Source organism: Roseateles sp., assembly GCF_047654805.1.
Taxonomy (GTDB): Bacteria; Pseudomonadota; Gammaproteobacteria; order Burkholderiales; family Burkholderiaceae_C; genus Pelomonas.
In genome coordinates this window covers 5,223,784-5,248,143 of the sequence record NZ_JASGIV010000001.1, presented here as the reverse complement: position 1 = coordinate 5,248,143, position 24,360 = coordinate 5,223,784, and the positions used below count along the sequence as shown (strand labels likewise).

The window sequence follows — 24,360 nt, the reverse complement described above, 5'->3', positions numbered from 1 at the left end:
CGGCGCCGCACTCCGGCACATGCCCACATCGGGCCTCTAGGGCCAGGGAAATCGTTGCGGAAATCCTTCAGGCTCGCCGGGACCAGCAATCTCAGCCAGCGCACATCGGGTGTCCTCGTCGGCGGGAAACAGGTGCTCCACCTTCAGCGACGCCAGCGTGATGTCAAGCGGCGTGCCGAAGCTGGTGATGGTGGAGAAGAAGCTGAGCACGCGCCCGTCGGCCGCCTGCAGGCGAAAGGCCAGCACGGGCAGGTTGCCCGCCTCGGTGGCGACCCAAGGCTGCAGCTCGGGACGCAGCTCGTCGAGCAGCGCGCGCAGGCGCGGCAGGTGCTCGGCCTCGCGGCTGGCCCGAGCCCACATCTCGTTGCACAGCCAGGCCTCGTCCACGCACAGCGTACGCAGGCCACCCGGTGCGAAGACGGCGCGCAGCAGGTTCAGTGGTTGGGCAAGCAGCTGCTCGGCCGGTAGTCCCAGCAGCGCCAGCAGTCGCGCGAGGCCGGCATTGGCCATGACCACGTTGTACTCGCCGTCCAGCACCAGGGCCGGCGCCGCGCCATTGGCATGGATCAGTTGCTCCAGTGCGGCGCGCACGGGCGCCATCTCGGGCGCGTCAAGCGCGCGCTGGGCGTGGGCCGGCGCATAGCCTGCGGCAAGCAGGGCCTGGTTGCGTTCCTCCAGTGTGGCGCCTAGGGCATCGAGCAGGGCGAACAGCGTCTCCCGGCCGGCTCGGGAACGGCCGGTCTCGATGCAGCTGAGGTGGCGTTGCGAGACGCCGGTGCGCAGCGACAGCTCAAGCTGGCTGACGCGGCGCGACTTGCGCAGGGCGGCGAGGGTGGCGGTCATGCAGCCATTCTGCGGCTCGGGCGGACACAGGCGCGATGACCCCGGAGGTCATTGCGGCGATGCACGCGGCTGTCGAGCATGGCGCCATCGTCAACCCGCAGGAGATTGCCATGCGAACCGTTCTGATCCTCGCCCTCGCCGCCTTCGGCGCCTTTTCGAGCTATGCGATGTGGGAGGTCGGCTATCTCGGCATCTGGCAGGCCGGCATGGGCAGCATCGGCGCCTGGCAGGTGCTGCTCGACCTGGTCGTCATGTCATGCATCGCACTGGGCTTCATCTGGCGCGACGCGAAGCGCACGGGCCGCACGTTCTGGCCGTTCGCGCTCATCACCCTTGCGACAGGCGCGTTCGGGCCGCTGCTGTATCTGTTGCTCAGGCCCTCGGAGCGCGCGGACTTCGCGGCACACGGCGCCGCAACCGGCGCCACGGGCCGCTAGCCGCCTCGAACGGGCTCAGGCCGCACGTCCGTCGTAGCGTGTCACAGCAAGGACGTCGAGGTCGACTCCTTCCAGGCAACGCACGTTCACCGCCACCATTTCATTGCCCTTGGGATCGCGGCCCTCGCCGTAGGGATGCATGCCGCAGTGGGGGCAGAAGCGGTGGCGGATGACGTGCTTGTTGAAGGTGTAGCTGCTGGCCGCCTCGTCGGGCGTCTGCAGCGTCAGAGCCACCCGCGGCAGGAACCACATCAGCGCTCCCTTGCGCTGGCAGATCGAGCAGTTGCAGCTCATCACGCCGTCAAGCTCGCCTTCGACATGAAAGGCGATGCGTCCACAGTGACAGCTTCCTTGGTAAAGCATGGGGTTCTCCTGCAGGCTTGTTCGCCGCGCCATGCACTCTAGCGCTCAGGCCGGCTCCACGACGACGCGCGGCCAGCGCTCGGTGTAGCGCTTGCTCGCGCAGCGCTGGCGGTAGGTCTCCAAGCTGGCACGGACCGGGTTGCGGCGGATGCGCATACCCAGCAGGTCGCCGAGCCCGTACGGCGCGATGATCTGGAGCGCGTCGGTATCGTCCAGCCAGACACCCACGGCCGTGGCCGGCTCGGGCCAGGTGGCGACGGCCTCATGCAGCGAGTGCAGCGGGGCCACGGCATGGCCGAAACAGCGCTCGAACCACAGGTGCACGCCGGCCTGATTGGTGACCTCCCAGGGCAGGCCGGGAAGACGCTCGCCCAACCGACGCTGCAATGCGGCATCACGTTCGGCGCCAAGATCCAGGGAGCAGAAGTAGGCGAAGTCGACATCGGCAGGCTCGGACGGATGCGCGTGGCCGTGCAGCGCGTCCCAGACGAGGTTGCGCAGCGCGCCGGCACCGATGCACCACTGCGCAAGTCCCAGCTCGCGGCCCGCCCGCAACGCCTCCATGAACCCTGGTGCCGCGCGCACCAGTCCCGCCAGCCGCGCCTCGTCGTGGCTCATGCCTTGGTGCGCTCGCGCTCCTGCAATGTCCGCCACATCACCTTGCCGGCACCGCTCTTGGGCAGGCTGTCGACGAACTCGATGCGTGCAGGCACCTTGTAGGCAGCCATGTGCGCGCGACACCAGTCTCTCAGTTCGGACTCGGTCAGCGCTTCGTGGCCGGTACGCCTGACAGCGACGGCCTTGACCGTCTCGCCGCGATAGGCGTCGGGGGCCGCGATGACACAGACCTCGGCCAGACCCGGGTGAGCGTGCATCAGGTTCTCGACCTCCGACGGCCAGACCTTGAAGCCGCTCGCGTTGATCATGCGCTTGAGACGGTCGGTCATGAAGAAATAGCCGTCGGCGTCCACGTAGCCGATGTCGCCGGTGCGGAAGAAACGTCGGCCGCCGACCTCGATGAAGGCAGCGGCGGTGGCATCGGGCCGGCCCCAGTAGCCGTCGAAAACCATGGGGCCGCTGACGATGATCTCGCCGGCCTCGCCGGCGGGCAGCTCGCGCTGCGTGTCAGGGTCGATGACGCGGGCGTCGCAGCTTAGGTAGGGCACGCCCAGGCATTGCTGCTTTGGCGCGTCGTAGGGGTTGCTGTGGCTGGGCGCGGCGGTCTCGGTAAGGCCGTAGCCTTCCATGTAGCGCAGGCCCCAGCGGCTCAGCAGCCGCTCGGCCACGGCCTGCGGCATGGCGGCACCGCCACCGCCGATGCTGACCATGCTGCTCATGTCGAAGCTGTCGACCTGCGGACTGGCGAGCAGGTCGATGACCATGGTCGGGATGTTTGTCCAGCGCGTCACGCGGTGCTCGGCGATGAGCCGGGCGGCGTACTCGCGCTGCCAGCGCGGCATCAGCACGAGGGCCGCGCCCGCCGCCAGCGTGCCATGCATGACGACCACCATGCCGGTGATGTGGAACATGGGCACCACGCCCAGCACCACGTCCTCGTGGCACACGTTGGCCCAAAGGCCGCCGGCGACAACGTTGTGCTGCAGGCTGCGGTGCTTGTGCATGCAACCCTTGGGATTGCCCGTGGTGCCGCTGGTGTAGGGCAGCAGCGCGAGGTCCTCTGCGCCCACGTCCACAGCCGGCAGCGAAGCTGCGCAGGCCAGGGCCTCGCCCCAGGGCGTGGAGCCGGCGGGCAAGGCCACGTCGGCATTGAGCCAGTCGACCCAGCCCGCAGGCAGGCCTGGGTTGTCGGCGCAGCCGCCGGGCAGCACTTCGCCCAGGCGGGTGACGAGCAGGTCCCGCGCCGCCATGCCCGCGGCCAGCCATTCGGCGCTGAGGTCGGCGCTGGTGACCGCAAGGACGGCGCCGCTGTCTTCGATGAGATGCTTCAGCTCCGCGGCGCGGTTCATCGGGTTGACGGGCACCACGACGGCGCCCAGGCACAGGATGGCGTAATGGGCGATGACGAGCTGCGGGCAGTTCTGCAGGCCCACCAGCACGCGCTGGCCCTTGGCGATGCCCCGCTGCGCCAGCCAGGCGGCCACGCGCTCGACGTGGCCGGCCAGCTCGGCATAGGTCGTCACCTGGCCCAGGAAGACCAGTGCCGGTCGATGCGGGAAGCGGCGCGCGCTGACGAGCAGGTTGTCGTGCAGCGCCGTGGCGGGCGGCTCGATGGCATGCGGCACGCGCGCCGGCCAGAATTTGTAGTGCGCACGAGGGCTCATGCACGGGTCTCCGGTTTCTTCGCAACGACGAGGTAGACGCCCAGCAGCGTCACACCCATGCCCGCGATGGCTTGTGCGCCCAGTGTCTCGCCGAACAGCAGCCATGCCATCACCGAGGTGACAGAGGGCACCAGATACATGGTGCTGCTAACCGCCGTCACACGGCCGTGGCGCAGCATGTAGAACATCAGGCTGATGCCGCCGGCCGTCAGCACGAGCACGCTCCAGGCCATGGCGACCAACACCTCGGCATTCCATTCGATGCGCATGGGCTCCAGCATCCATGCCGCCGGCAGCGTCACCGCTAGCGCCGCGGCGAACTGCACGACCTGACCGGTGCGCAGGTCGAAGTGCGGCACGAAGCGCTTCTGGTACAGCGTTCCGCCGGTGATGGCGAGCAGGGCCATCACGCTCAGCAACAGCGGCAGTCCGAAGCCCGCGCCCAACGCCAGCTTGTGCCAGATGACGAGGATGACGCCCACCAGGCCCAGCGCCACCCCCGCCCATTGCCGCGGCGCGACGCGCTCGCCGATCAGCGGCGCCAGCGCGGCGACCAGCACCGGCTGCAGATTGACGATCAGTGCCGCAGTGCCGGCCGGCAGGCCTTGCCGGATGGCCACCCACACGCCGCCCAGGTACAGCGCCTGGATGCCGATGCCGGCCAGCGCCAGATGCGCCATCTCGCGCGGCGCGGGCCACGGTGCACGGGCCGCCAGCGCGAGGGCGAGCATCAGCGCGACGACGCCGGCATAGCGCCAGCACAGGAAGGTCAGCGGATCGGCATGCGGCGCCGCCAGCTTGGCGACGATGTAGCCGGTGGCCCAGATGAAGATGAACAGCGGCGGGGCCAGGCGGTCGAGTGCGGTCATTGGACAGCCATCATGCCTGCTGGGTGAGCGGTCCCGCGCGTCTCACCCAGGAACCCTTCGCGTCAGTCGGAAGCCCCGGCCGGCCTTACAGCAGCCTGGCGCGCCTGGTCTGCATCGATCAGTTCATTCAGGCAGGGAAGACACAGGCAGCCGCGGTAGTTCGCAGCCAGCTCATCACGCAGCGCATCGGTCAGGCGGATACCGAAGCAGGCGCAATGGCCGGCGTTGACGCCACATGCGAAGTCACCCCCACAGCGCGGGCAGCGCAGGTCGAGCATGGGGCCTGTCATGAGCGTCGCCCCTGGATCGGCAGCCCGCAAAGCTGCCCGGGCGATTCAAGGTCCGCATCGGCCCGGCCCTTCACGACGGCGCCATCCTTGCCAAGATGGCACTCGCCGAACATGGCCGGCAACGGCTTGCACTTCGCCGAGATGGCGCCCACGTTCCAGAAGATGCTGATGTCGCCCCTGTTGCCAACATCGCTGGCGAGGCAGGTTTCGAAAATGGCACCCTCACGGCAGCTGCCGTGGACATAGGGATGATGGCCGAAACCAGCCATGCCGCCCCGCAGGTGCGGCCATAAGCCTGCCACGCAGGTTTCAGGCTGCGCCACGAAATACGCGTCGGCATCGGCGGAAACAGCGTTCTTGACGACGGCACAGGCCATGGTGGCTCAGGCGGGCAGGTCCGGTGCCGATTGTGCGACGACCTGCGATGGAGCGGCAGGGGTGAGGCGCCGGCAGACAAAGGTTCTGCGCACGCGGTCGGAGCGGAGGAAGTAGGCAATCCAGACCACGCCGAAGAAGCAGCTGCGCACGAGCTCTCCGGTGTCCTTGCCCGTCCATTCGTCCGACAGGGCTGGAATCAGCTGATGCGCCGCCGCATCCAGCAGCATGGTCGTGCAGGCGAGCACCCACCAACCGATGTAGAGCCGGGGCAAGCTGCTGCGCCGGCTGATCATCAGCCGCAGCAGCAGCACGGCACCGACGCAGATTGCGAGATTCAGCACCATCTCCATCAACAATGTGGGAGCCCACAGCGGGTGATAGGCCGACGAGCCGGTCAGGGCAATCGTGCTCCAGACCTGCACGGTCATCGCCGGGATCGACTCGACAAGCGTGCTGGCCACGCGCACCAGGGACGCCAGCAGGCCGATCACCGGCAGCCACAGCCAACCGCCAATAGCTGCGTGGACCGGTGCCCCCGGCACCTCGGGCTCAGGATCCCAGCGGTACAGCCGGAAAGCCACCCAGACCCACCCGCCCAGGGCAAGCAGCCCTGTCAGCAACGGCAGCCAATGCGGTGAATCACCACCGGCGACAGGTGCGGCGACGTCCTCCAAGTAGAGGTTGTAGCCAACGCCCGTGCGGGCCTTGTCGAGCTGTGACACGTAGCGCGCAATGTCGGCGGCGGGCACGTGATCGGCACGACTTTGATAGTGGTCTGTGAGCACCAGCTTCTTGCTGTCGGGCCAGGATTCCTCGCGCCGCAGCACGAAGGCGGCATCTTCGTAAATCAGGTCGTCGGGCTTGACGGACCATGCCTGCGGCAGGCGAAACTCACTGACCAGCTTGAAGTCGACCGGATGGCGCAATGCCAGCGGGCCTTGCCGGTTCACCCCCTTGGGGCGGCGTAGCCACTCGTGCAGGTCCGGGACCTCCATTGCGCCGGTCCAGCGGGCACGCTTGTCGTCGCGCACCCAGTAGGTGGGCATGCGGTAGTACTCCACCAACTGCAGCGCGTTGGCGTCGGTGTCGTCACGCACCGTGAACGGCTGGTCCACGACCAGGCCGGGGTAGCTGGATGCGTAGAAGTCGAGGTACTGCTTCTGCAGGTCGTCGCGCGAAGTGGTGGCCAGCGCGCCGCGGAAAACCTCGGCCGACAGGCCTTGCAGCCGGGTGGTGATGGTCAGCGTAGCCGGCTTGTCAAAGCCCGCACTGGCATCCAGCAAGGTGTGCAACTCGCGCTTGACGGCCTGAACTTCCGGGCCAGCCATGGGAAGGAACTCACGCGTGGCGGAATCAACAAGCAACGCACGCCCAAAATCGGCCTGCACCCATTGCGCCACACCCCTGCCCGCCTGCGGCGCGCGCGTGGGGTCCAGCCACACACGTTGGTTGCCGAGGTCAGCCTGCACAAGGACGTGATTGAAAGCACCTGGTGTGGGCAAGCGCTCGCTCGCTGCCTGACGCAGGGCGGTATTCACCAATGCAGCGCGCGCCGGAATGCCAAGGCCGCGCAGCAGCGCAAGGCTGAGCAGGGTCTTGTCCTTGCAGTCGCCGAAACGGCGCTGCAGCACAAGGTCGGGCGCATGGGGCGCGTGGGAGTTGGCGCCCATTTCGATGCCTAGGTAGCGCACTTCGCGCTGCACGAATCGCAACGCAGCAAGCAGGCGTTGCTCGGGGTCGGTCGTCGTGGAGGCGATGCGCTCCACCTCACGCTGCACTGCAGGTAGCGGTTTGGCGGGCAGGCGATACAACGGCACAGCCCAGCGGGCAACGGCAGCCCAATCCTCGAACTCGCCCCACTCGACCCATGAATAGGGGTCGTACCAGCCGGGAGCGTCGCTATCCACGAGACGAGCCGGCACATTGCGCAGCCGCCAGCGATGGTCTTGCTCCCCGTTCAACTCGGCGACATTGGCAGGCTGAGCAGCGTTGTGCAGCTTCCAGTAGAGCGGCCGCCCCTTCGGCCACAGCAGCCGGGCATGGCGGTAGGCGACGGGCACTCCCCACTCAAGATCGAAACCGCCGAACAGCCGTTCGCCGAAGACAGGATTGCGGCCTTGCACCGTGTACACCATCTCAACCACATCGCCCACGCGCACGTCGTGCAGCGCGACGTGCGCGGTAAGCCGGCCATCGAAGATCAACGACTCGAGGCTGGTCTCGCGCTGCAGCAGCTTCACGGCGTCGCGTGGCGCGCTGTACACGTGCTTGCCGTCACGGCGCACCTCGATGCGGTGGATGGCCAGCGTCTGGTAGCTGGGGTCGAAACTGATCTGCACGTTGGCGATGTCCTCGACACCGCGCTCGTTGACCGCGCGCGCGGCCACGTGACGGTAGTCAGCCAGCATCGCCCCGGCCACACGGACCTGTTGGTCCGCCAGCAGGTAATGCCGGCCCTGGCTCAGGCCATCGGCTGGCGCCACGGCATCCAGTGGCACCGTCTGCGAATCCACCCAGGCCGGTACTGGCGAGAAGCTCAGGCCCTTCGGCGGCGCAGCGTTGGCACCCGCCGCATGGCCGCACAGCAGGCAAGCGCTGGACAGCCATTCCCTCCATCTGCGCATCATCCGGCGCCTCCCTTGTCTTGTGGCGACGATTATGGGCAGCTTCTCAGGAAAGCTCGGCTTGCGTGTCGTCGTCGGGCACCAGCGGCGTCGCGCGGGCCAGTGCCATCCAGGTTGCAAAGTCGGGCTTGTGAGCACGCTTGGGTGCCGGGCGGGCGAGCTCAAGGTGGCTGTCGTGGCCGATCAGCACGCCGTACTCGGGCGGGATCTCTTCAGCTTCGGCAATGCCGGCCTTGATGACGAACCAGCACTGGCCGCACAGCGCCCGGTAGGCAGCGGACTTGGCCGGGCGGCGCAGCTCGCCCAGCAGGTCGGCGCGGCTGACCTTGATCTCATGGATGGCAGGTTCGAGATAGTCCTCGACGGTGCTGTTGCGCAGGGAATAGACGTCGGGCATCGCGTTGACCCAAAGCGTCTTGCCACCTTCCGCCGCGTCCGGCGCGGGCAGCCCCGCACGCAGTGCAAGGCCGCGCCAGGCGATGCGTCCGGCACGCTGCATCTCGATGGCGACACGCTCTACCAGCAGTTCATGCGCATCTCGCGCGGCCCGGTTGCGGTTCAGCGAGGCGGCGATATGGGCGACCCCGGCATCGGTCACGCGCAGACGTTCGCGGCCATCGACCTCCTGCAGGCGCTCCACCCAGCCGGCCGCAAGCAGCTCCACCTCGACGAGGTCCTGGCTCGGCCAGCCGGCGCTGCGCCAGAGCAGGCGCAGTCGCTGCAGGTGGATGCGGGTGGGTGCGGACATGACGTCATCATGCCCGCGATGCCGCTCGGACAGGACAGGCCGATGCAAGCGCCCTGTCGGCGCGCAGGCCCGCAGCGCCGCAATCCGGCTTGCCGGCCAGCAAAAAAACTAAGCCCCTCGGGCCTTTGGGCGCGAGGGGCTTCGAAGGAAGGCCGGAATCCGGATCGGGATCAGCGGTCCTTGATGAACATGCCGGTGGCGCCGGGCATGGTGGGCGGCGTCGTGCCGGTGTTGACGGTGGAGTCGCCCATGATCAGCGCCGTGTAGACGCCGTTGGCCGTCAGCGGGGTCAGGCTGGTAGTGCTGCCGTTGGTGCCCGGGTTGTACAGCGGATTGGCCAGCAGCGGCGACGTGATCTGCACCGTCGAGCCCGTGGTGGACGAGATCATCGCCGGGGCCGAGCTGGAGCCGGTCAGCACGTTGGAGGCCAGCGTCGTGTAATCCACCACCAGCGAGGCCAGCGGGTTGTTGCCCGACAGCGCGTTGATGAGGCGGATCTTCACGCTACCGCTGGTGGTCGGCAGGCGGTTGTCGTCGACCAGCACATTGAACAGCGGGCTGGTCGGGGTACCGTACAGCAGCAGGGTGTAGTCCGTGCCGGCCACCAGATTGGGGGCTGCAAAGTTCTGCACCGTGCCATTGACGTTCACCACCAGGTTGCTGGCGCCAGCGGGCAGGCTGATGTAGTCGGCCCGGTTGGGCGACGGCGAGTTCAACAGCAGCGTCTTGCCCTGCACGGTCGAGCTGGCATAGGTGCCGCCGGCCAGGCCGTTGACCATGCGCACGCGGCTCAGGGCGTTGGGATAGCTGGTCACGGCACCCTTCTGGATCAGCTTGTAGCCGTTGACCAGGGTGCCGCTGCTGGTGGAGGTCAGGATCAGCGAGTTGACGCTGGCGGAATCCAGCGTGACGGCCGGGATGTCCAGACGCAGGTCGGTCTTGTTGTTGTAGCCGGTGACGCGCACGCGGTAGGTACCGGCGTTGAGCTGGATGTAGCCACTGCCCGCGCCGCCGACCAGGCCGGTCGAGAAGGGCGTGGCATCGACCAGCGCCGTGTCGGCCGTGGTGATGTAGATGTCCAGCTGGCCCGCATCCGGAGCCAGGTTGAGCGCCAGCACCTTGACCTTGCCGGAGTCCGGCGCATCTTGGGCTTCCTGCAGCAGGCTGGTGCGCACGGCACCGGCAAAGCCGTAGGCGATCAGCGTGTAGCTGCTGTCACCGGCCAGCGACGGCGCCAGCGCGGCGACGCTGTTGCCGACGTCGCTGGTCTGAACCTGGGTCGCCGTGTTGGCGGTGTCCACGCCGCCGTAGCTGCCGACGGTGGTCTGACCGACCTTGGAGTTGATGGTCTTGTCGTTGACCACCAAGTCGAGGTTGGCATAAGACTGGGTGGCGTTGAGCAGACGGATCTGCGTCGAGCTACTGCTGCTGCCGCCGCCGCCGCATGCGGTCAGGAATGCAGTGGCCGACAGGCTCAGCGTCAGGACCAGTCGCGTGGCCCAGGGGGTGAATCGCATCGAAAACTCTCCGAAAAAACCAAACCGCCGGGCTGAATTCCCAAAACGCGGATTCGTGATTAGAACTCAAGCTGAGGATGTCACGATTTCCACCAACTAGCGGCCGGTGAAGAACTGTTGCTGAGGCAGGGTACACGCTGGAGAACCCTCCGCTTGCGACACCGCCGCGTCGCTAGCATCGCCGGCATGAACTACCCCCACCTCCTCGCCCCCCTGGACCTCGGCTTCACGACGCTGAAGAACCGCGTGCTGATGGGCAGCATGCACACCGGACTGGAAGACGGCAGCAAGCACTTCGAGCGCATGGCGGCATTCTTCGCCGAGCGCGCTCGGGGCGAGGTGGGGTTGATCGTGACGGGCGGCTTCGCACCCAACATCGAAGGCTGGGCCAAGCCCTTCGCGGGCACGCTGGCCACTTCGGGCGCCGCGCGGCGGCACAGGATCATCACGGACGCCGTCCATGCCGAGGGCGGCAAGATCGCGCTGCAGATTCTGCACACGGGCCGCTACGGCTATTCGCCGCTGTGCGTGGCCCCATCGCGCATCCAGAGCCCCATCAGCCCGTTCACACCGCGCGAGTTGAGTGCCCGTGGCATCGAACGACAGATTCGTGCCTTCATCCGCTGCGCCAGGCTCGCCCGCGAGGCCGGCTACGACGGCGTGGAGGTCATGGGCTCCGAGGGCTATTTCATCAACCAGTTCCTGGTGGCGCACACCAACCAGCGCACCGATGGCTGGGGTGGCTCCTACGAGAACCGCATGCGGCTGCCGCTGGAGATCCTGTCGCGCATGCGTGAGGCCGTGGGGCCGGACTTCATCATCATCTACCGCCTCTCCATGCTGGACCTCGTGCCCGATGGCAGCAGCTGGGACGAGGTGGTGGAGCTGGCCCGCCGCGTGTCGCGCAGCGGCGCGACGATCATCAACACCGGCATCGGCTGGCACGAGGCCCGCATCCCGACGATTGCGACCAGCGTTCCACGCGCGGGCTTTTCCTGGGTGACAGCCAAGCTGCGCGCACGGTTGCGGGCCGAGGGCATCACGACGCCGCTGGTCACCAGCAACCGCATCAACACGCCCGAAGTGGCCGACGGCGTGCTGGCCGACGGCAGCGCCGACATGGTGTCCATGGCACGCCCGTTCCTGGCGGATTCGCACTTCGTCAGCAAGGCCCGCCAGGGCCGTGCCGACGAGATCAACACCTGCATCGCCTGCAACCAGGCCTGCCTGGACCACACCTTCGCGCAGAAGATCTCCACGTGCCTGGTCAACCCACGCGCGGCCTACGAGCAGGAGATCGTGCTTAGGCCGGTCAACGGCACGAAGAAGCGCATCGCGGTCGTCGGCGCCGGTCCGGCGGGCCTTGCCGCGGCGACCACGCTGGCCGAGCGTGGCCATGCGGTGACGCTGTTCGACGCGGCGGCCGAGATCGGCGGCCAGTTCAACATGGCCAAGCGCGTCCCGGGCAAGGAGGAATTCAGCGAGACGCTGCGCTACTTCCGCCGTCGCATCGAGGTGACCGGCGTGACGCTGAGGCTGAACTGTCGCGCCTCGACGGACGAGCTCAAGGGCTTCGACGAGGTGCTGCTGGCTACCGGTGTCAGTGCCCGCGATCCGAGGATCAAGGGCCAGGTCGAGGGCATGGCGCGTGGCCAGGTGCTGAGCTACATCGACGTGCTGCGCCATGACAGGCCGGTGGGCGCCCGCGTGGCCATCGTCGGCGCAGGCGGCATCGGCTTCGACATGGCCGAGTACCTGCTGGAGGCCGGCCATTCGCTGACGCTGGACCCGGCCGCCTGGCGCCGCCACTGGGGCGTCGGCGATCCGGAACAGGTGCGCGCCGGACTGCTGCGGCCGGCTCCCGAGGCACCCACCCGGCAGATCACGCTGCTGCAGCGCAAGGCCGGCAAGCCGGGCGCAGGTCTGGGCAAGACGACGGGCTGGATCCATCGCGCGGCGCTGAAGATGAAGCACGTCGACATGCTTGCCGGCGTCAACTACGAGCAGATCACGCCCGAGGGGTTGTGGGTCAGCTATGGCGAGAAGCGGGTGGACGCCCAACTGATCGAGGCCGACACCATCGTGCTGTGCGCCGGCCAGGAGCCACTGCGCGAGCTGGAGGCTCCGTTGAAGGCAGCGGGCGTCGCCGTCCACCTGATTGGCGGCGCACTGGAAGCCGGCGAGCTTGATGCGAAGCGGGCCATCCTGCAGGGCACCCGGTTGGCCTGCGCCCTCTAGGCCCCGAGCCGACCTCCGCAAGGCCGGTCGGGACGGGCTCAGTTCAGGGAAAGTTCCCAGAGCTGATACAGGCTGTCGCTGTCCTGCTCGACGACCAGCAGGCCCTGGGCCAGATCGAAGCTGGAGTCGTACCAGCCGCAGAAATCGGGCACGCGAGCGCTGGCGGCATCGCGGGTGCGTGGCGGTACCACGCGCGACAGCCCGGGGCCGGACCAGGAGTGCCAGGAGGTGCTGAAGGCTTGCATGGCGGGTGTCCTGAAGATGTTCGAGGTTGCGCGAAGGCGTCACCCCATCAGCATCGACGCCAGCCCGCCTCCGGGCCATCGCCCTTTGGGTGGGTCCGAGGGGGAGGCTGCCAGCGACATCCCCCGAGTCCCCTCCAAAGAGGGAATGAAAAAAGGGGGGCGGCGAAGCCTGTCTTCCCGATGCCCCGCAGCCCCGCCCGGCTCACGCCGCACGTCGGTTCAGCTCGCGCCGCGCGTCGTTACCTATCCAGCGTGCTGATTTCTCGTTACGCTGACACAGGTGCTCTGCCACAGCGAGCGCTTGCTCACACAGGCTGGTACTGCGCTTGCCGATCTGACGCAGCGCCCAGTTGACGGCCTTCCTGACGAAGTTGCGGTCATCGCCCGCCGCGGCCTCGATGAGCGGCAGGCGGGCCAGGAAGTCGGCATCCGGCCGTGTCTTCTGGTGCACCGCGACCACGGCAAGCAGCGCAAAGCCGGCACGCTTCTCGAACTCGGGTTCGCGCGCCGCCCAGCGCATGATGGCGTCCCATGCCAGCGGACTCTTCACGAACGCGTTGAGACAGGCCTGGTCACAAACGTCCCAGGCGCGCATGCCGGCCACCCAATGGTCCATCTGCGCCATGGTCAGCTTGGCCGGTTCGGCCACCATGCCGGCGAGGATCTGCGCGTCGGGAATGCCGCTGTCCCAAAGTGCCAGCGCCAGCTCATGGTCGCGCCCCAGCTGGCGGGCCAGGGTGCGCAGCGTCGGCACGGCCAGGCCCAGGCGGCCGTCACCGGTCAGGCCGAAGCGGGCCATGGCATCAAGCTGGTCGGGCCGGGCCTGCGAACGCAGCGCCTGGAGCGCCTCATCCAGGCGCCGATTGAGCTTATTCGGCATGCGCAGATTCTGCAGTGGCGCGGGCGACGCAGAATCCGGACTCCGCCACGAGCGCCTGGTCCTCTTCACACGATGAAGCTCTCCCCCCTGTTCGCCGCCATCGCGGCCGCCCTGCTGCTGTCCAGCGCACCCGCGGCTCACGCCGGGCCCGGCCCCGGCGTGAGCTGGCAGGCTGCCGCCGCCGACGCCGACATCGACCGCTATTTCGCCCAGGCCCGGGTCGAGAAGAAGCCCGTGCTGCTGTACTGGGGCGCCAAATGGTGCCCGCCCTGCAACCAGCTCAAGGCCACGCTGTTCAACCGCGCGGACTTCATCGAGCAGAGCAAGTCCTTCGTCGCGGTGGGCATTGACGGCGACGCGCCCGGCGCCCAGAAGCTGGGTACGCGCTTCAAGGTGCGCGGCTACCCGACGCTGATCCTGTTCAACCCCAACGGCAGCGAGGTCACCCGCCTGCCCGGCGAGGCCGACGCGGCCCAGGTCATGAAGGTGCTGCAGCTGGGCCTGTCCAGCGGCCGCCCGGTCAAGGCCGTGCTGGCCGACGCCAGGGCCGGCAAAAAACTCAGCGCCAACGAATGGAGGCTGCTGGGCTTCTATGGCTGGGAAACCGACGAGCAGCAACTGCTGCCCATGGCCGAGCGCGCAGCGACGCTCGCCCAGCTGGCCAAGGCCAGCGAAGGAGGAGACGCCGAAACGACGACGCGGCTGTGGCTGAAGTCCATTGGCGCGATGGCAGACGGCAAGGTCGCCGATCCGGCCCAGTTGCCGCGCCTGCGCGCCGTGCTGGCCGATGCCGCCCAGTCGCGCGCGCAGATGGACGTGCTGACGAACGAGGCCCCCGACCTCGCCAAGGCCTTCGCGCCCCAGCCCGGCGCGACACGCAATGCGCTGGTCACCGAGTTCGACGCCGCGCTGAAGCGCCTCAACGAGGATGCCTCGCTGTCGCGCGCCGACCGCCTCAACGCGCTGCAGGGCCGCATCGATCTGGCCCGCCTGGACTCCGCCAAGGACGATCCGCAGCCCAAGGGAATCCCCGCCGCACTGCTGAGCGAGGCGCGCGATCAGGCCAGCAAGGCCAACCGCGAGATCACCGACGGCTATGAGCGCCAGGCCGTCGTCACCGGCGCCGCCTACCTGCTGGGCCGTGCCGGGTTGTGGAAGGAAAGTGACGAGCTGCTGAAGTCCGCGCTGGCGCGCAGCCACTCACCCTACTACCTGATGAGCCAGTTGGGCGGCAACGCGAAGAAGCAGGGAAAGAAGGCTGACGCGCTGCGCTGGTACGAGGAGGCCTTCGACAAGAGCGAGGGCCCGGCCACGCGGCTGCAATGGGGCTCGAACTATTTCAGCGCGCTGGTAGAGCTGGCACCGGAGGACACGCCCCGCATCGAGAAGGCTGCTTCGCAACTCTTCGCTGAGGCCGCCAAGGATCCCGGCGCCTTCTACGAGCGCAGCGAGCGCTCGCTGAAGAAGGTGACCGGCCTGCTGGCGAAGTGGGGCCAGACGCCGGCGCAGACCGCCGCCGTCGGCCGGCTCAAGGCCCAGCTCGACGGCGTGTGCGGAAAGCTGGACGCGAGCGACGCCAAGGCACGCTCGGCCTGCCGCGCCCTGCTTACTTGATCAGGCCCTCGGCCTTCATCGCGGCCTGCACGGCGGGGCGCTGGCGCACCCGCTCCATGAAGGCGCCCAGCTGGGCCAGGCCGGCGATGTCCACACCGACGAACTGGCTCCAGTTGGCCACCGTGAACAGGTAGGCGTCGGCCACGCAGAAGGCCTCGCCCATCAGATAGGGCTTGCCCGCCAGTTGGCCGTCCACCCACGTGAAGCGCTCGACCAGCTTGGCACGGAACAGCGTCTTTGCCTCCTCAGGCACTGCCGGGTTGAACAGCGGCGAGAAGCCCTTGTGCAGCTCGCTGGTGATGAAGTTCAGCCACTCCTGCACGCGGTAGCGGGCCAGCGTGCCGGCAGGCGGGATCAGGCCGCGGCCGGGCACCTGGTCGGCGATGTACTGCACGATGACCGGCCCCTCGGAAAGCCGCTCGCCGTTGTCGAGTTCGAGCAGCGGCACATAGCCCTTGGGATTGATCGAGTAGTAGTCGGTGCCGTCCTGCAGCTTGTGGGTCTTGGTACTGGCCAGCACGGCCTCGTAGGGCAGGCCGGCTTCCTCCAGCACGATGTGGGGCGACAGCGAGCAGGCAACGGGGCTGTAGTAGAGCTTCAAGGGCGTCTCCAGGGAAGGTTCGAATGACGGGGCCGCGAGGCTAAGCGACCGCACCAAATCCCTGCCCGGGACAGGTCTTCGCTCCTCGGACAGTCCCCGCTGCCATTCATGCTGCGGACCCCGCCATTCATCCTGCGAGCCGCCATCTCGCCCAGGGGTGGGCGCCATACTGCGGGCCGTTTCAACAACCCGGACCCGGCATGCGCGAATCCAGGCAGCGCCTTCTCCTTCTTCCAGTCCTGCTGATGGGCCTCGGCAATGTCGCGCAGGCCGAGCCGCTCAAGCCCTGTCGCGTTGTCGGCATCCCCACCGAGGTGCGTTGCGGCAGCCTGCAGCGCCCGCTAGACCCGGCCCGGCCGGACGGCGCCCAGGTCGACATCCACTACCTCGTCGTGCCGGCGATGGCGCGCAACAAGCAGCCCGACGCCGTGCTGATGCTGGCCGGCGGGCCCGGCCAGAGCGCGATCAAGATCGCGCCGCACATGCTGCCCCGGCTCTCGCGGCTGAACAACCGGCGCGATCTGGTCTTCATCGATCAACGCGGCACAGGCCAGTCCGCGCCGCTGGAATGCCCCGATGACAGCCAGTTGCCCCTCACTGAGCAGATCGACGGCGCGGCGCAGCTGCGCCGCCTGGACGCATGCCGCTCGGCGCTGGAGAAGCTGCCCTATGGCAAGGAAGGCGGCCTGCGCTTCTTCACGACCACCATCGCCATGCAGGACATGGAGGCCGTGCGCGAGGCCCTGGGCGTGCCGCAGTGGAACCTCGTCGGCGGCAGCTACGGCACACGCGCCGCACTGGAATACCTGCGCCAGTTCCCGAGCAAGGTGCGACGCACCGTCATCGACGGCGTGGCGCCACCGGACATGGTGCTGCCGGCCAGCTTCTCCACTGACGGCCAGGCCGCGCTGGACAAGCTCTTCGAGGCCCATGCGAAGACCCGGCCCCAACTGCGGGCCGACTGGCAGAAACTGCTCGCCTCACTGCCCCGCGAGGTGGTCGTGCCCCAGCCGTTGACCGGCGTGCCCGAGCGCTTCACGGTGACCCGCGAGCTGCTGCTACGCACCGTGCGCGTGCCGCTGTACCAGCCCTCGCTGGGCGCCGCCCTGCCCGCCGCCATCCATGCGGCCGCGGTGGACGGCAACTTCACCGGCCTGTTCGGGCTGAGCACGGCCTTCGGCAGCAGCCCGGCAACGCGCCTGGCCATGGGCATGCATTTCTCTGTCATATGCGCGGAGGACGTGCCCCGCCTCGCGGGCGCCAAGGACGCGCCCGGCGCCGACTTCCAGGCCGTGGACGCACAGATGTACAGCAGCGTCTGCAAGACCTGGCCGCGCGGTGATGTGCCGACGGACTTCTACAAGGTCCCGCCCGCACCCAGCCCGGTGCTGGTGATGAGCGGCGGTGCCGACCCGGCCACGCCGACGCGCCATGGCGAACGTGTCGCCCAGGCCCTGGGGGCCGGCCATCCGGAGCGCGTGCAGCATCTCGTCGTGCCCGAGGCGGGCCACGGCGTCATGGCCTTGGGCTGCGTGCGCGACCTGATGTTCCGGTTCATAGACGCCAAGACCGACGCCACCGCCCTGCCCAAGACCCTCATGGACGACGCCGCCTGCGCGATCCGCATCCCACGCCCCCCCGCGTTCCAACCCGTCCAGGGAGGGACGGCCCAATGATCGACATCCAGGACGTTCACAAGCAGTTCACGGCACAGACCGGAGGCAGCCTGTTCAAGCGCGGCAGCAAGCGCGTGGTCCATGCCGTGCAGGGCGTGAGCCTGCGGGCCGAGGACGGCCGCATCACCGGCCTGCTGGGTGCCAACGGCGCGGGCAAGACGACCACGCTGCGCATGCTGGGCGGGCTCTTCCCTCCGGACGCCGGCCGTATCACGGTCGACGGCCTGGCCGTGAAGGACGCCCCGCTGAAGGCCCTCGCCCGCATGGGCATCCTCGGCGACGCTCATGGCCTGTATCCGCGCCTCAGCGCCCGCGAGAACATCGTCTACTACGGTCGGCTGCAGGGCATGACACCCGAGGCCGCCAACGCCCGTGCCGAAGAACTGGCCCGGCTGCTGGAGATGCAGGCCATCCTGGACCGCCGTGCCGAGGGCTTCAGCCAGGGCGAGCGCATGAAGACGGCGCTCGCCCGCGCACTGGTCCACGACCCCGCCAACATCGTGCTGGACGAGCCCACCAACGGCCTGGACGTGCTGGCCACGCGTGCACTGCGCGAGGCGCTGCGCTGGCTGCGCAGCGCCGAGGGCGGGGGCAAATGCATCGTCTTCTCCACGCACATCATGCAGGAGGTGGAACAGCTCTGCGACGAGGTCGTCGTCGTGTCCAAGGGCCGCAGCGTGGCCCATGGCAGCGTGACCGGCCTGCTGGAACAGGCCGGCGAGGCCCGGTTCGAGGACGCTTTCGTGAAACTCGCATTCCCTGAAGAGGTGGCCGCATGAAACAGGCCCTGATCGTTTTCGCGAAGGAACTCTCCGATGCGCTGCGCGACCGCCGCACCCTGCTGCGCTTGCTGATCCCCGCCCTGCTGATGGGTCCGCTGCTGCTGATGGCCTTGTCGAGCCTGATCGCATCGCTCGAGACCCAGGCCGAGAAGCGCACAGTGGTCGTGTACGGCACGCAGAACGGACCCTCGCTGGTCAACTTCATCCAGCGGCAGACCTACACCGTCATCACGCTTGGGAATGCCAAGATGCGCGAGGACTACGAGGCTGCACTGCGCCGGGGCAAGATCTTCGCGCCCCTGCTTGTGATCCCGGCGGACTTCGAGAAGAAGCTGCTGCATGGCGAATCGCCCGTCGTCGAGCTGGTGACGGACAGCGCCAACCAACGGGCCAGCGCCGGCGCTGGTGCGCTGCGCGGCCTGCTGCGCGGCTTCAGCCAGGAACGCGCGACGCTGAGCCTTGCCCTGCGCGGCGTCTCCACCGAGCTGCTTGAGCCCATCGACGTCTCAGAGCGCGACCTCGCCAACGCCCAGGCCCGTGCGTCGCGGCTGACGGCCATGATCCCGATGTTCATCATCATGGCTGTGCTCTATGGCGCGCTGACCGCAGCACTGGACAGCACGGCCGGCGAGCGCGAGCGCGGCTCGCTGGAGCCGCTGTTGATGAACCCCGCGCCGCACGGCGCCATCGTGGCCGGCAAGTGGGGCGCCGTCGCGCTGCTGGGCATGGCCGTGGCCCTGCTGTCCTCGCTGAGCTTCGTGCCGGCGCAGTGGCTGCTGCGAAGCGACAGCCTGCAGGCCATGTTCCAGTTCGGGCCTGGCGAGGTGCTGGCCTTCTGGCTGCTGCAGATCCCGCTGGCAGCCGGCCTGTCGGCGCTGCTGATGGCGCTGGCCATACGCTCCAAGACCTTCAAGGAGGCGCAGGCCGGCAGCACGCTGGTCGTTACCGCCGTCAGCCTGATGCCCATGGTCAGCCTGCTCAACCCTGGCGGCGATGCTCCCTGGTATCTGTGGGTGCCGGGGCTGGCGCAGAACACGCTGATGCTGGCGGTGCTCAAGGGCGAGGCGCTGCGCTGGAGTCAAGTGCTGCCCGGCGTTGTCGTCGGCTTCGCGCTGGCGGCCGTGGCGCTGATGTACGTGGCGCGTTCGATGCGTGCGGCGGTGGCACGATGAAAGCCCTGGCGCTGGCCGCCACGCTGGCCCTCGCCGGCTGCGCGAGCTTCGAGGCCGCCACGCCGCCCGGATACGACGGCCCCACGGTCAACGTGGCCGACCAGGCCCAGCAGGTCAACGACCGGCTGCTGCACGTCTTCGAGATGACGCAGGTGGACGGGCGCCGCCTGTCCACCACCAGCCGGGCCACGGTGAGTGCCAACCAGGGTCGCGGCTTTGCCGTATCTCCTGTGGCGCTGACCAACGAGCTGCCGTTGCGGCCGGCCCGCGTGCAGCTGCAGGCCATGACGCAGTACGCCGCCCCCATCCTCGCCATGACCAGCCCAACCTGCCGCGTGCAGGGGGAGGTGGCCTTCACGCCAGAGGCGGGCAAGGCCTACCGCGTGTCGGGGCGCATCGCGCCCGAGGCCTGCGAAGCGTGGATCGAGGACCGCGACACAAAGCAGCCGGTAACCGACAGGATCACCGGCAAGGGCACCAGGTCCTAGAGCTGCCGGGCCGCCGCGGTCAGCAGTGCCCGCGAGTACCAGCGGTGGAACCCCAGCAGGGCATGGAAGACGACGCCAAAGCGGGGCTCGCCACCGGCCACGCGCCGGCGTGGCAGAACGGCGGAACCGAACCACAGCGTCGTGCCGCCCGCGCCGGATTCGGCCCGGAACCAGGAGCGCGTGGCACCACTGTCCTCGTGCATCAGCAACTCGTCGCCCTCGCGGGCCTCGACGGTCCAAATCGCCAGTCGGGGGCCCTCGCCGCGTGCCACCGCCCGCGCCATCGCATCGGTAGACGGCTTGCCGAACAGACGCAGCAGCACACGCTCCGCCTTGAAGAGCCGCGTCGTATAGAAGGCCTCGACGAACTCGGCCAGCGTCACGGTCCGCGGAAGCTGCAACGCATAGGCATCGGCGAAGGCTCCACGATCGCGAGCGAGCCGGGCCAGCAGGCTGGTGGGTGGCAACGGCATGCTCTGTGGCGTCATGATCCTGCGAAGCCTAAACGCCCATCACGGCGATTGAGGCAAGTGATTGGCCCGCGGCGGCAAGAATGATTAGCATTTGACTATCCAAGCCTTCTTGTCGATAGATCAGCCATGGCCAAGACCGTCAGCTTCGGCGTTCTCCACCTCGGCACCTCGTTCAGCGTCACCTATGCGCTGACCGGCAGCCTCAGCGTGGCCGGCGCGGTCACCTTCATCGAACCGCTGGCCAACACGGTGCTGCACTACTTCTTCGACAAATACTGGGACCACCCGCGCGCCCGGGCCTGGCGGGCGCGCTTGGGCCGCCCCTCCCAGCCTCAGCCAAGCTGAGACGGCGCGGTCTCGCGCTCCATCCAGCCCAGCCAGCGCATCGCCTGCTCGCGGCTGTCGCCGCACATGATGTCGCTGGGTTGCAGCGAGCCGCAGACGGCCGGACGCTCGGGTCGGCCGAAGATGCGGCAGCGATCCTCGTCGTCCAGCTGCGTACAGCGCACGCCCGCAGGCTTGCCGTTCGGGTGGCCGGGGATGGGCGAGCTGATCGACGGAGCGATGCAGCAGGCGGCGCAGCGGGGACGGCATTCCATCGGCGAATTGTCCCTGCGCCGCCATGTCGGACGGGGTGACTTATCCACAGCCGCTTCGTAAAATTCGGGGTTTGCCCCAGCGCTCGCGCAGGCTGTACGTTCTTTCAGGACCGAGATGCTCTACCCCAAGGAATTCGATGTCATCGTCGTCGGTGGCGGCCATGCCGGCACTGAGGCGGCGCTCGCGGCCGCGCGCATGGGCGCGCAGACACTGCTGCTGACCCACAACATCGAGACCCTGGGCCAGATGAGCTGCAACCCGAGCATCGGCGGCATTGGCAAGGGCCACCTCGTCAAGGAAGTCGATGCACTGGGCGGCGCGATGGCGCTGGCCACCGACGAGGGCGGCATCCAGTTCCGCATCCTCAATGGCAGCAAGGGCCCGGCCGTGCGCGCCACGCGCGCGCAGGCCGACCGTATCCTGTACAAGGCCGCCATCCGCCGCCGGCTGGAGAACCAGCCCAACTTGATGCTGTTCCAGCAGGCCGTGGATGACCTGATGGTGGACGGCGACCGGGTTGTCGGCGCCATCACACAGGCCGGCATCCGTTTCCGTGCCCGTGCCGTCGTGCTGACGGCAGGCACCTTCCTGGACGGCCGCATCCACGTCGGCCTGGAGAACTACAGCGCCGGCCGCGCTGGCGACCCGCCGGCCGTGTCGCTGTCGGCGCGGCTGAAGGAGCTGAAGTTGCCGCAGGGGCGCCTGAAAACGGGCACGCCACCACGCATCGATGGCCGAACCATCGACTTTTCCAAGTGCGAGGCGCAGCCGGGCGACCTCGATCCGGTGCCCGTGTTCAGCTTCATCGGCAACACGGCCATGCACCCACAGCAGGTGCCGTGCTGGATCACGCACACCAATGCCCGTACGCACGAGATCATCCGCAGCGGCTTTGACCGCAGCCCCATGTTCACCGGCGTCATCGAGGGCGTAGGCCCCCGCTACTGCCCCAGCATCGAGGACAAGGTCAACCGCTTCGCTGACAAGGACTCGCACCAGATCTTTCTGGAGCCCGAAGGCCTGACGACGCACGAGTTCTATCCGAATGGCATCTCCACCTCGCTGCCCTTCGACATCCAGCTCGCCGCCGTGCGCAGCATCCCCGGACTGGAGAACGCCGACATTCTGCGTCCCGGCTATGCCATCGAGTACGACTACTTCGATCCGCGCGGACTGAAGGCCAACTTCGAGACCAAGGTGATCCAGGGCCTGTTCTTCGCCGGCCAGATCAACGGCACGACGGGCTATGAGGAGGCGGCGGCGCAAGGCCTGTTCGCCGGCCTGAACGCCGCGCTGCAGGTGCGCGGCGACGGCCCGTGGACGCCGGCCCGCGACCAGGCCTACCTGGGCGTGCTGGTGGACGACCTCATCACCAAGGGCGTGACCGAACCCTACCGCATGTTCACCAGCCGCGCCGAGTTCCGGCTACAGCTGCGCGAGGACAACGCGGATGCGCGGCTGACCGAGACAGGCCGCCTGCTGGGCCTGGTGGACGACGAGCGCTGGACCGCCTTCAACCGCAAGCGCGATGCTGTTTCACGTGAAACCGAGAAGCTGAAGAGTACCTGGGTGCATCCCGGCATCCTGCCGGCGGCTGACGCCGAGCGCCTCGTCGGCAAGGCGCTGGAGCGTGAATACAGCTTGGCCGACCTGCTGCGCAGGCCGGGGGTAGGCTTCGACACGGTGGCCGAGGTTGCTTCGATTGCACGACCCGACGTTGGCGTTTCACGTGAAACCCTGGTCGCCGAGCTGGGCCGTGGTCTGGCGGACCTTGTCGCCGAGCAGGTCGAGATCAGCATCAAGTACGCCGGCTACATCAACAAGCAGATCGACGATGTCGCCCGGGCCGCCCACTTCGAGCACCTGAGGCTGCCGGAGGATCTGGACTACAGCCTTGTGCATGCCCTCTCCTTCGAAGCGCGCCAGAAGCTGAATACCCACCGGCCCGAGACCCTGGGCCAGGCCTCGCGCATCTCCGGCATCACACCCGCCGCGATCTCGCTGCTGCTGGTGCACCTGAAGAAGGGCAAGTTCAAGGGCTTCACCGAAGCGGAAGCAGCATGAGCACCGCCCTCGTCATCATCGACACCCAGGTAGGCGCCTTCAGCGGCGATTGGGCCATGCCCGATGGCGATGAACTCATCGCTGCCTGTCAGCGTGCAGTCGCCCATGCCCGAGCCCAAGGCTGGTCTGTGTTGTGGGTGCAGCACCACGAACCCGCCGGTGCCATGGACGGCGCCGGCTTCGCCATCGACTCGCGGCTGGCGCCTGCCGCCGACGAACCACGCATCGTGAAGGTGGAGGCGGATGCCTTCAGCAATGCCGCCCTCGTCCAGCTGCTGGCCGGGCACGACCGCATCCTGCTCGCCGGGCTGCAGAGCGATTGCTGTGTCCAGGCCACCGCCCTGGGCGGGCAGCGCCGCATCCTGCCGGTGACGCTGGTTTCCGACGCCCACCATACCTGGCCGCAGAACAACCTCACCGCCGCCGCCGTGCGCGAACGCGTGAACCACGAACTTCGAGAGGCCGGTATTCCACTGACGACCCTGGCCGAGGTGCTGGCTTGAACCTCGCAGACCGACTGGCCCAGGACGTGGCGTCCCTGGGCCTTGAACTCAGCCCGCACCAGCAAGAGCAGCTGCTGGCCTACCTGACCCTGCTGCAAAAGTGGAACAAGGTCTACAACCTGACCGCCGTGCGTGATCCGGCGCAGATGCTGAGCCACCACCTGGTCGACAGCCTGTCGGTCATCGCGCCGTTGCGCAGGCACGGTGCGCCCGCGCGCCTGATGGACGTCGGCGCTGGCGGCGGACTGCCCGGCGTGGTCATCGCGATCTGCTGCCCGGATACGGATGTCAGCTGCGTGGATGCCGTTGCCAAGAAGGCCACCTTCATCCAGCAGGTCGCCGCCGAACTGAAGCTGCCCAATCTGCACGGGGTGCACAGCCGCGTCGAGGCCCTGGGGACGGAGCCCTTCGGCGTCATCACCTCACGCGCCTTCGCCTCGTTGCTCGACTTCACCAGCCTGACCCGCCAGCACCTGGCCGAAGGTGCGGCCTGGATGGCCATGAAGGGCCAGCATCCGGCCGACGAGATCGCCGCCCTGCCCTCCGACGTGGACGTGTTTCACGTGGAACAACTGACCGTCCCGGGCCTGGATGCTCAACGCTGCCTGGTCTGGATGCGTCAGAGATAACACGCCACCTTGGCTGGATGCGCGTCGCTTAAACTGGCTGCCCT

General features: G+C 68.1%; 26 protein-coding genes. 11 read left to right on the top strand and 15 right to left on the bottom strand.

Translation table 11 applies throughout. The annotated features are described in order from the left end of the window. Positions 1–36 precede the first annotated feature (36 nt). On the bottom strand, positions 37–843 hold the full coding sequence (locus tag QM732_RS23720; RefSeq protein WP_415658550.1) for a helix-turn-helix domain-containing protein: 807 nt from the start codon (positions 841–843) through the stop codon (positions 37–39). A 110-nt stretch (positions 844–953) separates the two neighbouring features. On the opposite strand from QM732_RS23720, the gene QM732_RS23715 reads away from it, so the two are divergent. Further along, on the top strand, positions 954–1,280 hold the full coding sequence (locus tag QM732_RS23715) for a DUF2834 domain-containing protein (protein WP_415658549.1): 327 nt from the start codon (positions 954–956) through the stop codon (positions 1,278–1,280). Between the two features lie 15 nt (positions 1,281–1,295). Here QM732_RS23715 and QM732_RS23710 read toward each other — a convergent pair whose 3' ends face one another. The 9 genes from QM732_RS23710 to QM732_RS23670 all read right to left on the bottom strand — a co-directional run bounded on the left by QM732_RS23710 (position 1,296) and on the right by QM732_RS23670 (position 10,351). Further along, positions 1,296–1,643 carry a GFA family protein gene (locus QM732_RS23710; RefSeq protein WP_415658548.1) on the bottom strand — a complete coding sequence of 116 codons (348 nt, stop codon included), beginning with the start codon at positions 1,641–1,643 and terminating at the stop codon, positions 1,296–1,298. A gap of 45 nt (positions 1,644–1,688) precedes the next feature. Beyond that, positions 1,689–2,261: a nucleotidyltransferase family protein gene (locus QM732_RS23705; protein ID WP_415658547.1), complete on the bottom strand. Its 573-nt coding sequence runs from the start codon at positions 2,259–2,261 to the stop codon at positions 1,689–1,691. Then, a complete protein-coding gene (locus QM732_RS23700; RefSeq protein ID WP_415658546.1) occupies positions 2,258–3,925 on the bottom strand; it encodes a long-chain-fatty-acid--CoA ligase in 1,668 nt (555 codons plus the stop codon). Before QM732_RS23700 ends, QM732_RS23705 begins: the two co-directional genes overlap by 4 nt. Continuing rightward, entirely contained in the window at positions 3,922–4,794 is an 873-nt protein-coding gene (locus QM732_RS23695; protein WP_415658545.1) for a DMT family transporter, read from the bottom strand. The genes QM732_RS23700 and QM732_RS23695 overlap by 4 nt, the downstream gene beginning before the upstream one ends. Before the next feature lie 62 nt (positions 4,795–4,856). Next, entirely contained in the window at positions 4,857–5,072 is a 216-nt protein-coding gene (locus QM732_RS23690) for a cysteine-rich CWC family protein (RefSeq protein WP_415658544.1), read from the bottom strand. An 8-nt stretch (positions 5,073–5,080) separates the two neighbouring features. Further along, positions 5,081–5,461 carry a hypothetical protein gene (locus tag QM732_RS23685; protein WP_415658543.1) on the bottom strand — a complete coding sequence of 127 codons (381 nt, stop codon included), beginning with the start codon at positions 5,459–5,461 and terminating at the stop codon, positions 5,081–5,083. A 6-nt stretch (positions 5,462–5,467) separates the two neighbouring features. After that, complete coding sequence (locus QM732_RS23680) at positions 5,468–8,089, bottom strand: DUF3857 domain-containing protein (protein ID WP_415658542.1); 2,622 nt, start codon at positions 8,087–8,089, stop codon at positions 5,468–5,470. Positions 8,090–8,132: 43 nt separating this feature from the next. After that, entirely contained in the window at positions 8,133–8,834 is a 702-nt protein-coding gene (locus QM732_RS23675) for a hypothetical protein (protein WP_415658541.1), read from the bottom strand. Between the two features lie 170 nt (positions 8,835–9,004). Beyond that, on the bottom strand, positions 9,005–10,351 hold the full coding sequence (locus tag QM732_RS23670) for a DUF4397 domain-containing protein (protein WP_415658540.1): 1,347 nt from the start codon (positions 10,349–10,351) through the stop codon (positions 9,005–9,007). Positions 10,352–10,537: 186 nt separating this feature from the next. On the opposite strand from QM732_RS23670, the gene QM732_RS23665 reads away from it, so the two are divergent. Beyond that, positions 10,538–12,589 carry an FAD-dependent oxidoreductase gene (locus QM732_RS23665; RefSeq protein ID WP_415658539.1) on the top strand — a complete coding sequence of 684 codons (2,052 nt, stop codon included), beginning with the start codon at positions 10,538–10,540 and terminating at the stop codon, positions 12,587–12,589. A gap of 38 nt (positions 12,590–12,627) precedes the next feature. On the opposite strand, the gene QM732_RS23660 is transcribed toward QM732_RS23665, so the two are convergent. Together QM732_RS23660 and QM732_RS23655 are read right to left on the bottom strand one after the other, a co-directional pair. Further along, positions 12,628–12,834: a hypothetical protein gene (locus QM732_RS23660; protein ID WP_415658538.1), complete on the bottom strand. Its 207-nt coding sequence runs from the start codon at positions 12,832–12,834 to the stop codon at positions 12,628–12,630. Between the two features lie 202 nt (positions 12,835–13,036). Beyond that, positions 13,037–13,714, bottom strand: a complete 678-nt coding sequence (locus QM732_RS23655) for a DNA alkylation repair protein (protein WP_415658537.1) — start codon at positions 13,712–13,714, stop codon at positions 13,037–13,039. 72 nt (positions 13,715–13,786) lie between these two features. Here QM732_RS23655 and QM732_RS23650 point away from each other — a divergent pair, with 72 nt between their 5' ends. Further along, positions 13,787–15,328: a thioredoxin family protein gene (locus tag QM732_RS23650; protein WP_415658536.1), complete on the top strand. Its 1,542-nt coding sequence runs from the start codon at positions 13,787–13,789 to the stop codon at positions 15,326–15,328. On the opposite strand, the gene gstA is transcribed toward QM732_RS23650, so the two are convergent. Beyond that, complete coding sequence (gene gstA / locus QM732_RS23645; protein WP_415658535.1) at positions 15,321–15,929, bottom strand: glutathione transferase GstA; 609 nt, start codon at positions 15,927–15,929, stop codon at positions 15,321–15,323. The two genes, QM732_RS23650 and gstA, sit on opposite strands and share 8 nt — an antisense overlap. 200 nt (positions 15,930–16,129) lie before the next feature. On the opposite strand from gstA, the gene QM732_RS23640 reads away from it, so the two are divergent. From QM732_RS23640 to QM732_RS23625, 4 genes are read left to right on the top strand one after another with little or no spacing between them, the layout of a single operon-like run. Continuing rightward, positions 16,130–17,605, top strand: a complete 1,476-nt coding sequence (locus tag QM732_RS23640; RefSeq protein WP_415658534.1) for an alpha/beta fold hydrolase — start codon at positions 16,130–16,132, stop codon at positions 17,603–17,605. Then, complete coding sequence (locus tag QM732_RS23635) at positions 17,602–18,384, top strand: ATP-binding cassette domain-containing protein (RefSeq protein WP_415658533.1); 783 nt, start codon at positions 17,602–17,604, stop codon at positions 18,382–18,384. The genes QM732_RS23640 and QM732_RS23635 overlap by 4 nt, the downstream gene beginning before the upstream one ends. Further along, complete coding sequence (locus QM732_RS23630; protein WP_415658532.1) at positions 18,381–19,559, top strand: ABC transporter permease; 1,179 nt, start codon at positions 18,381–18,383, stop codon at positions 19,557–19,559. Before QM732_RS23635 ends, QM732_RS23630 begins: the two co-directional genes overlap by 4 nt. Beyond that, positions 19,556–20,047, top strand: coding sequence for a hypothetical protein (locus QM732_RS23625; protein ID WP_415658531.1), 492 nt, complete (start codon positions 19,556–19,558; stop codon positions 20,045–20,047). Before QM732_RS23630 ends, QM732_RS23625 begins: the two co-directional genes overlap by 4 nt. Here the strand turns inward: QM732_RS23625 and QM732_RS23620 are convergent. After that, positions 20,044–20,535: a hypothetical protein gene (locus QM732_RS23620; protein ID WP_415658530.1), complete on the bottom strand. Its 492-nt coding sequence runs from the start codon at positions 20,533–20,535 to the stop codon at positions 20,044–20,046. The two genes, QM732_RS23625 and QM732_RS23620, sit on opposite strands and share 4 nt — an antisense overlap. A gap of 111 nt (positions 20,536–20,646) precedes the next feature. On the opposite strand from QM732_RS23620, the gene QM732_RS23615 reads away from it, so the two are divergent. After that, on the top strand, positions 20,647–20,865 hold the full coding sequence (locus tag QM732_RS23615) for a DUF2061 domain-containing protein (RefSeq protein WP_415658529.1): 219 nt from the start codon (positions 20,647–20,649) through the stop codon (positions 20,863–20,865). Here QM732_RS23615 and QM732_RS23610 read toward each other — a convergent pair. Then, positions 20,853–21,119 carry a YkgJ family cysteine cluster protein gene (locus QM732_RS23610; RefSeq protein WP_415658528.1) on the bottom strand — a complete coding sequence of 89 codons (267 nt, stop codon included), beginning with the start codon at positions 21,117–21,119 and terminating at the stop codon, positions 20,853–20,855. The genes QM732_RS23615 and QM732_RS23610 overlap by 13 nt on opposite strands. A 115-nt stretch (positions 21,120–21,234) precedes the next feature. Between QM732_RS23610 and mnmG the strand changes: the two genes are divergently transcribed. The 3 genes from mnmG to rsmG are packed head-to-tail and all read left to right on the top strand — an operon-like array spanning position 21,235 to position 24,316. Next, on the top strand, positions 21,235–23,184 hold the full coding sequence (mnmG, locus tag QM732_RS23605; protein WP_415658527.1) for a tRNA uridine-5-carboxymethylaminomethyl(34) synthesis enzyme MnmG: 1,950 nt from the start codon (positions 21,235–21,237) through the stop codon (positions 23,182–23,184). After that, positions 23,181–23,687: a cysteine hydrolase family protein gene (locus tag QM732_RS23600; RefSeq protein WP_415658526.1), complete on the top strand. Its 507-nt coding sequence runs from the start codon at positions 23,181–23,183 to the stop codon at positions 23,685–23,687. Before mnmG ends, QM732_RS23600 begins: the two co-directional genes overlap by 4 nt. Beyond that, positions 23,684–24,316 (top strand): 16S rRNA (guanine(527)-N(7))-methyltransferase RsmG, encoded by a 633-nt coding sequence (gene rsmG, locus QM732_RS23595; RefSeq protein ID WP_415658525.1) that lies wholly within the window; start codon positions 23,684–23,686, stop codon positions 24,314–24,316. The genes QM732_RS23600 and rsmG overlap by 4 nt, the downstream gene beginning before the upstream one ends. Positions 24,317–24,360 lie beyond the last annotated feature (44 nt).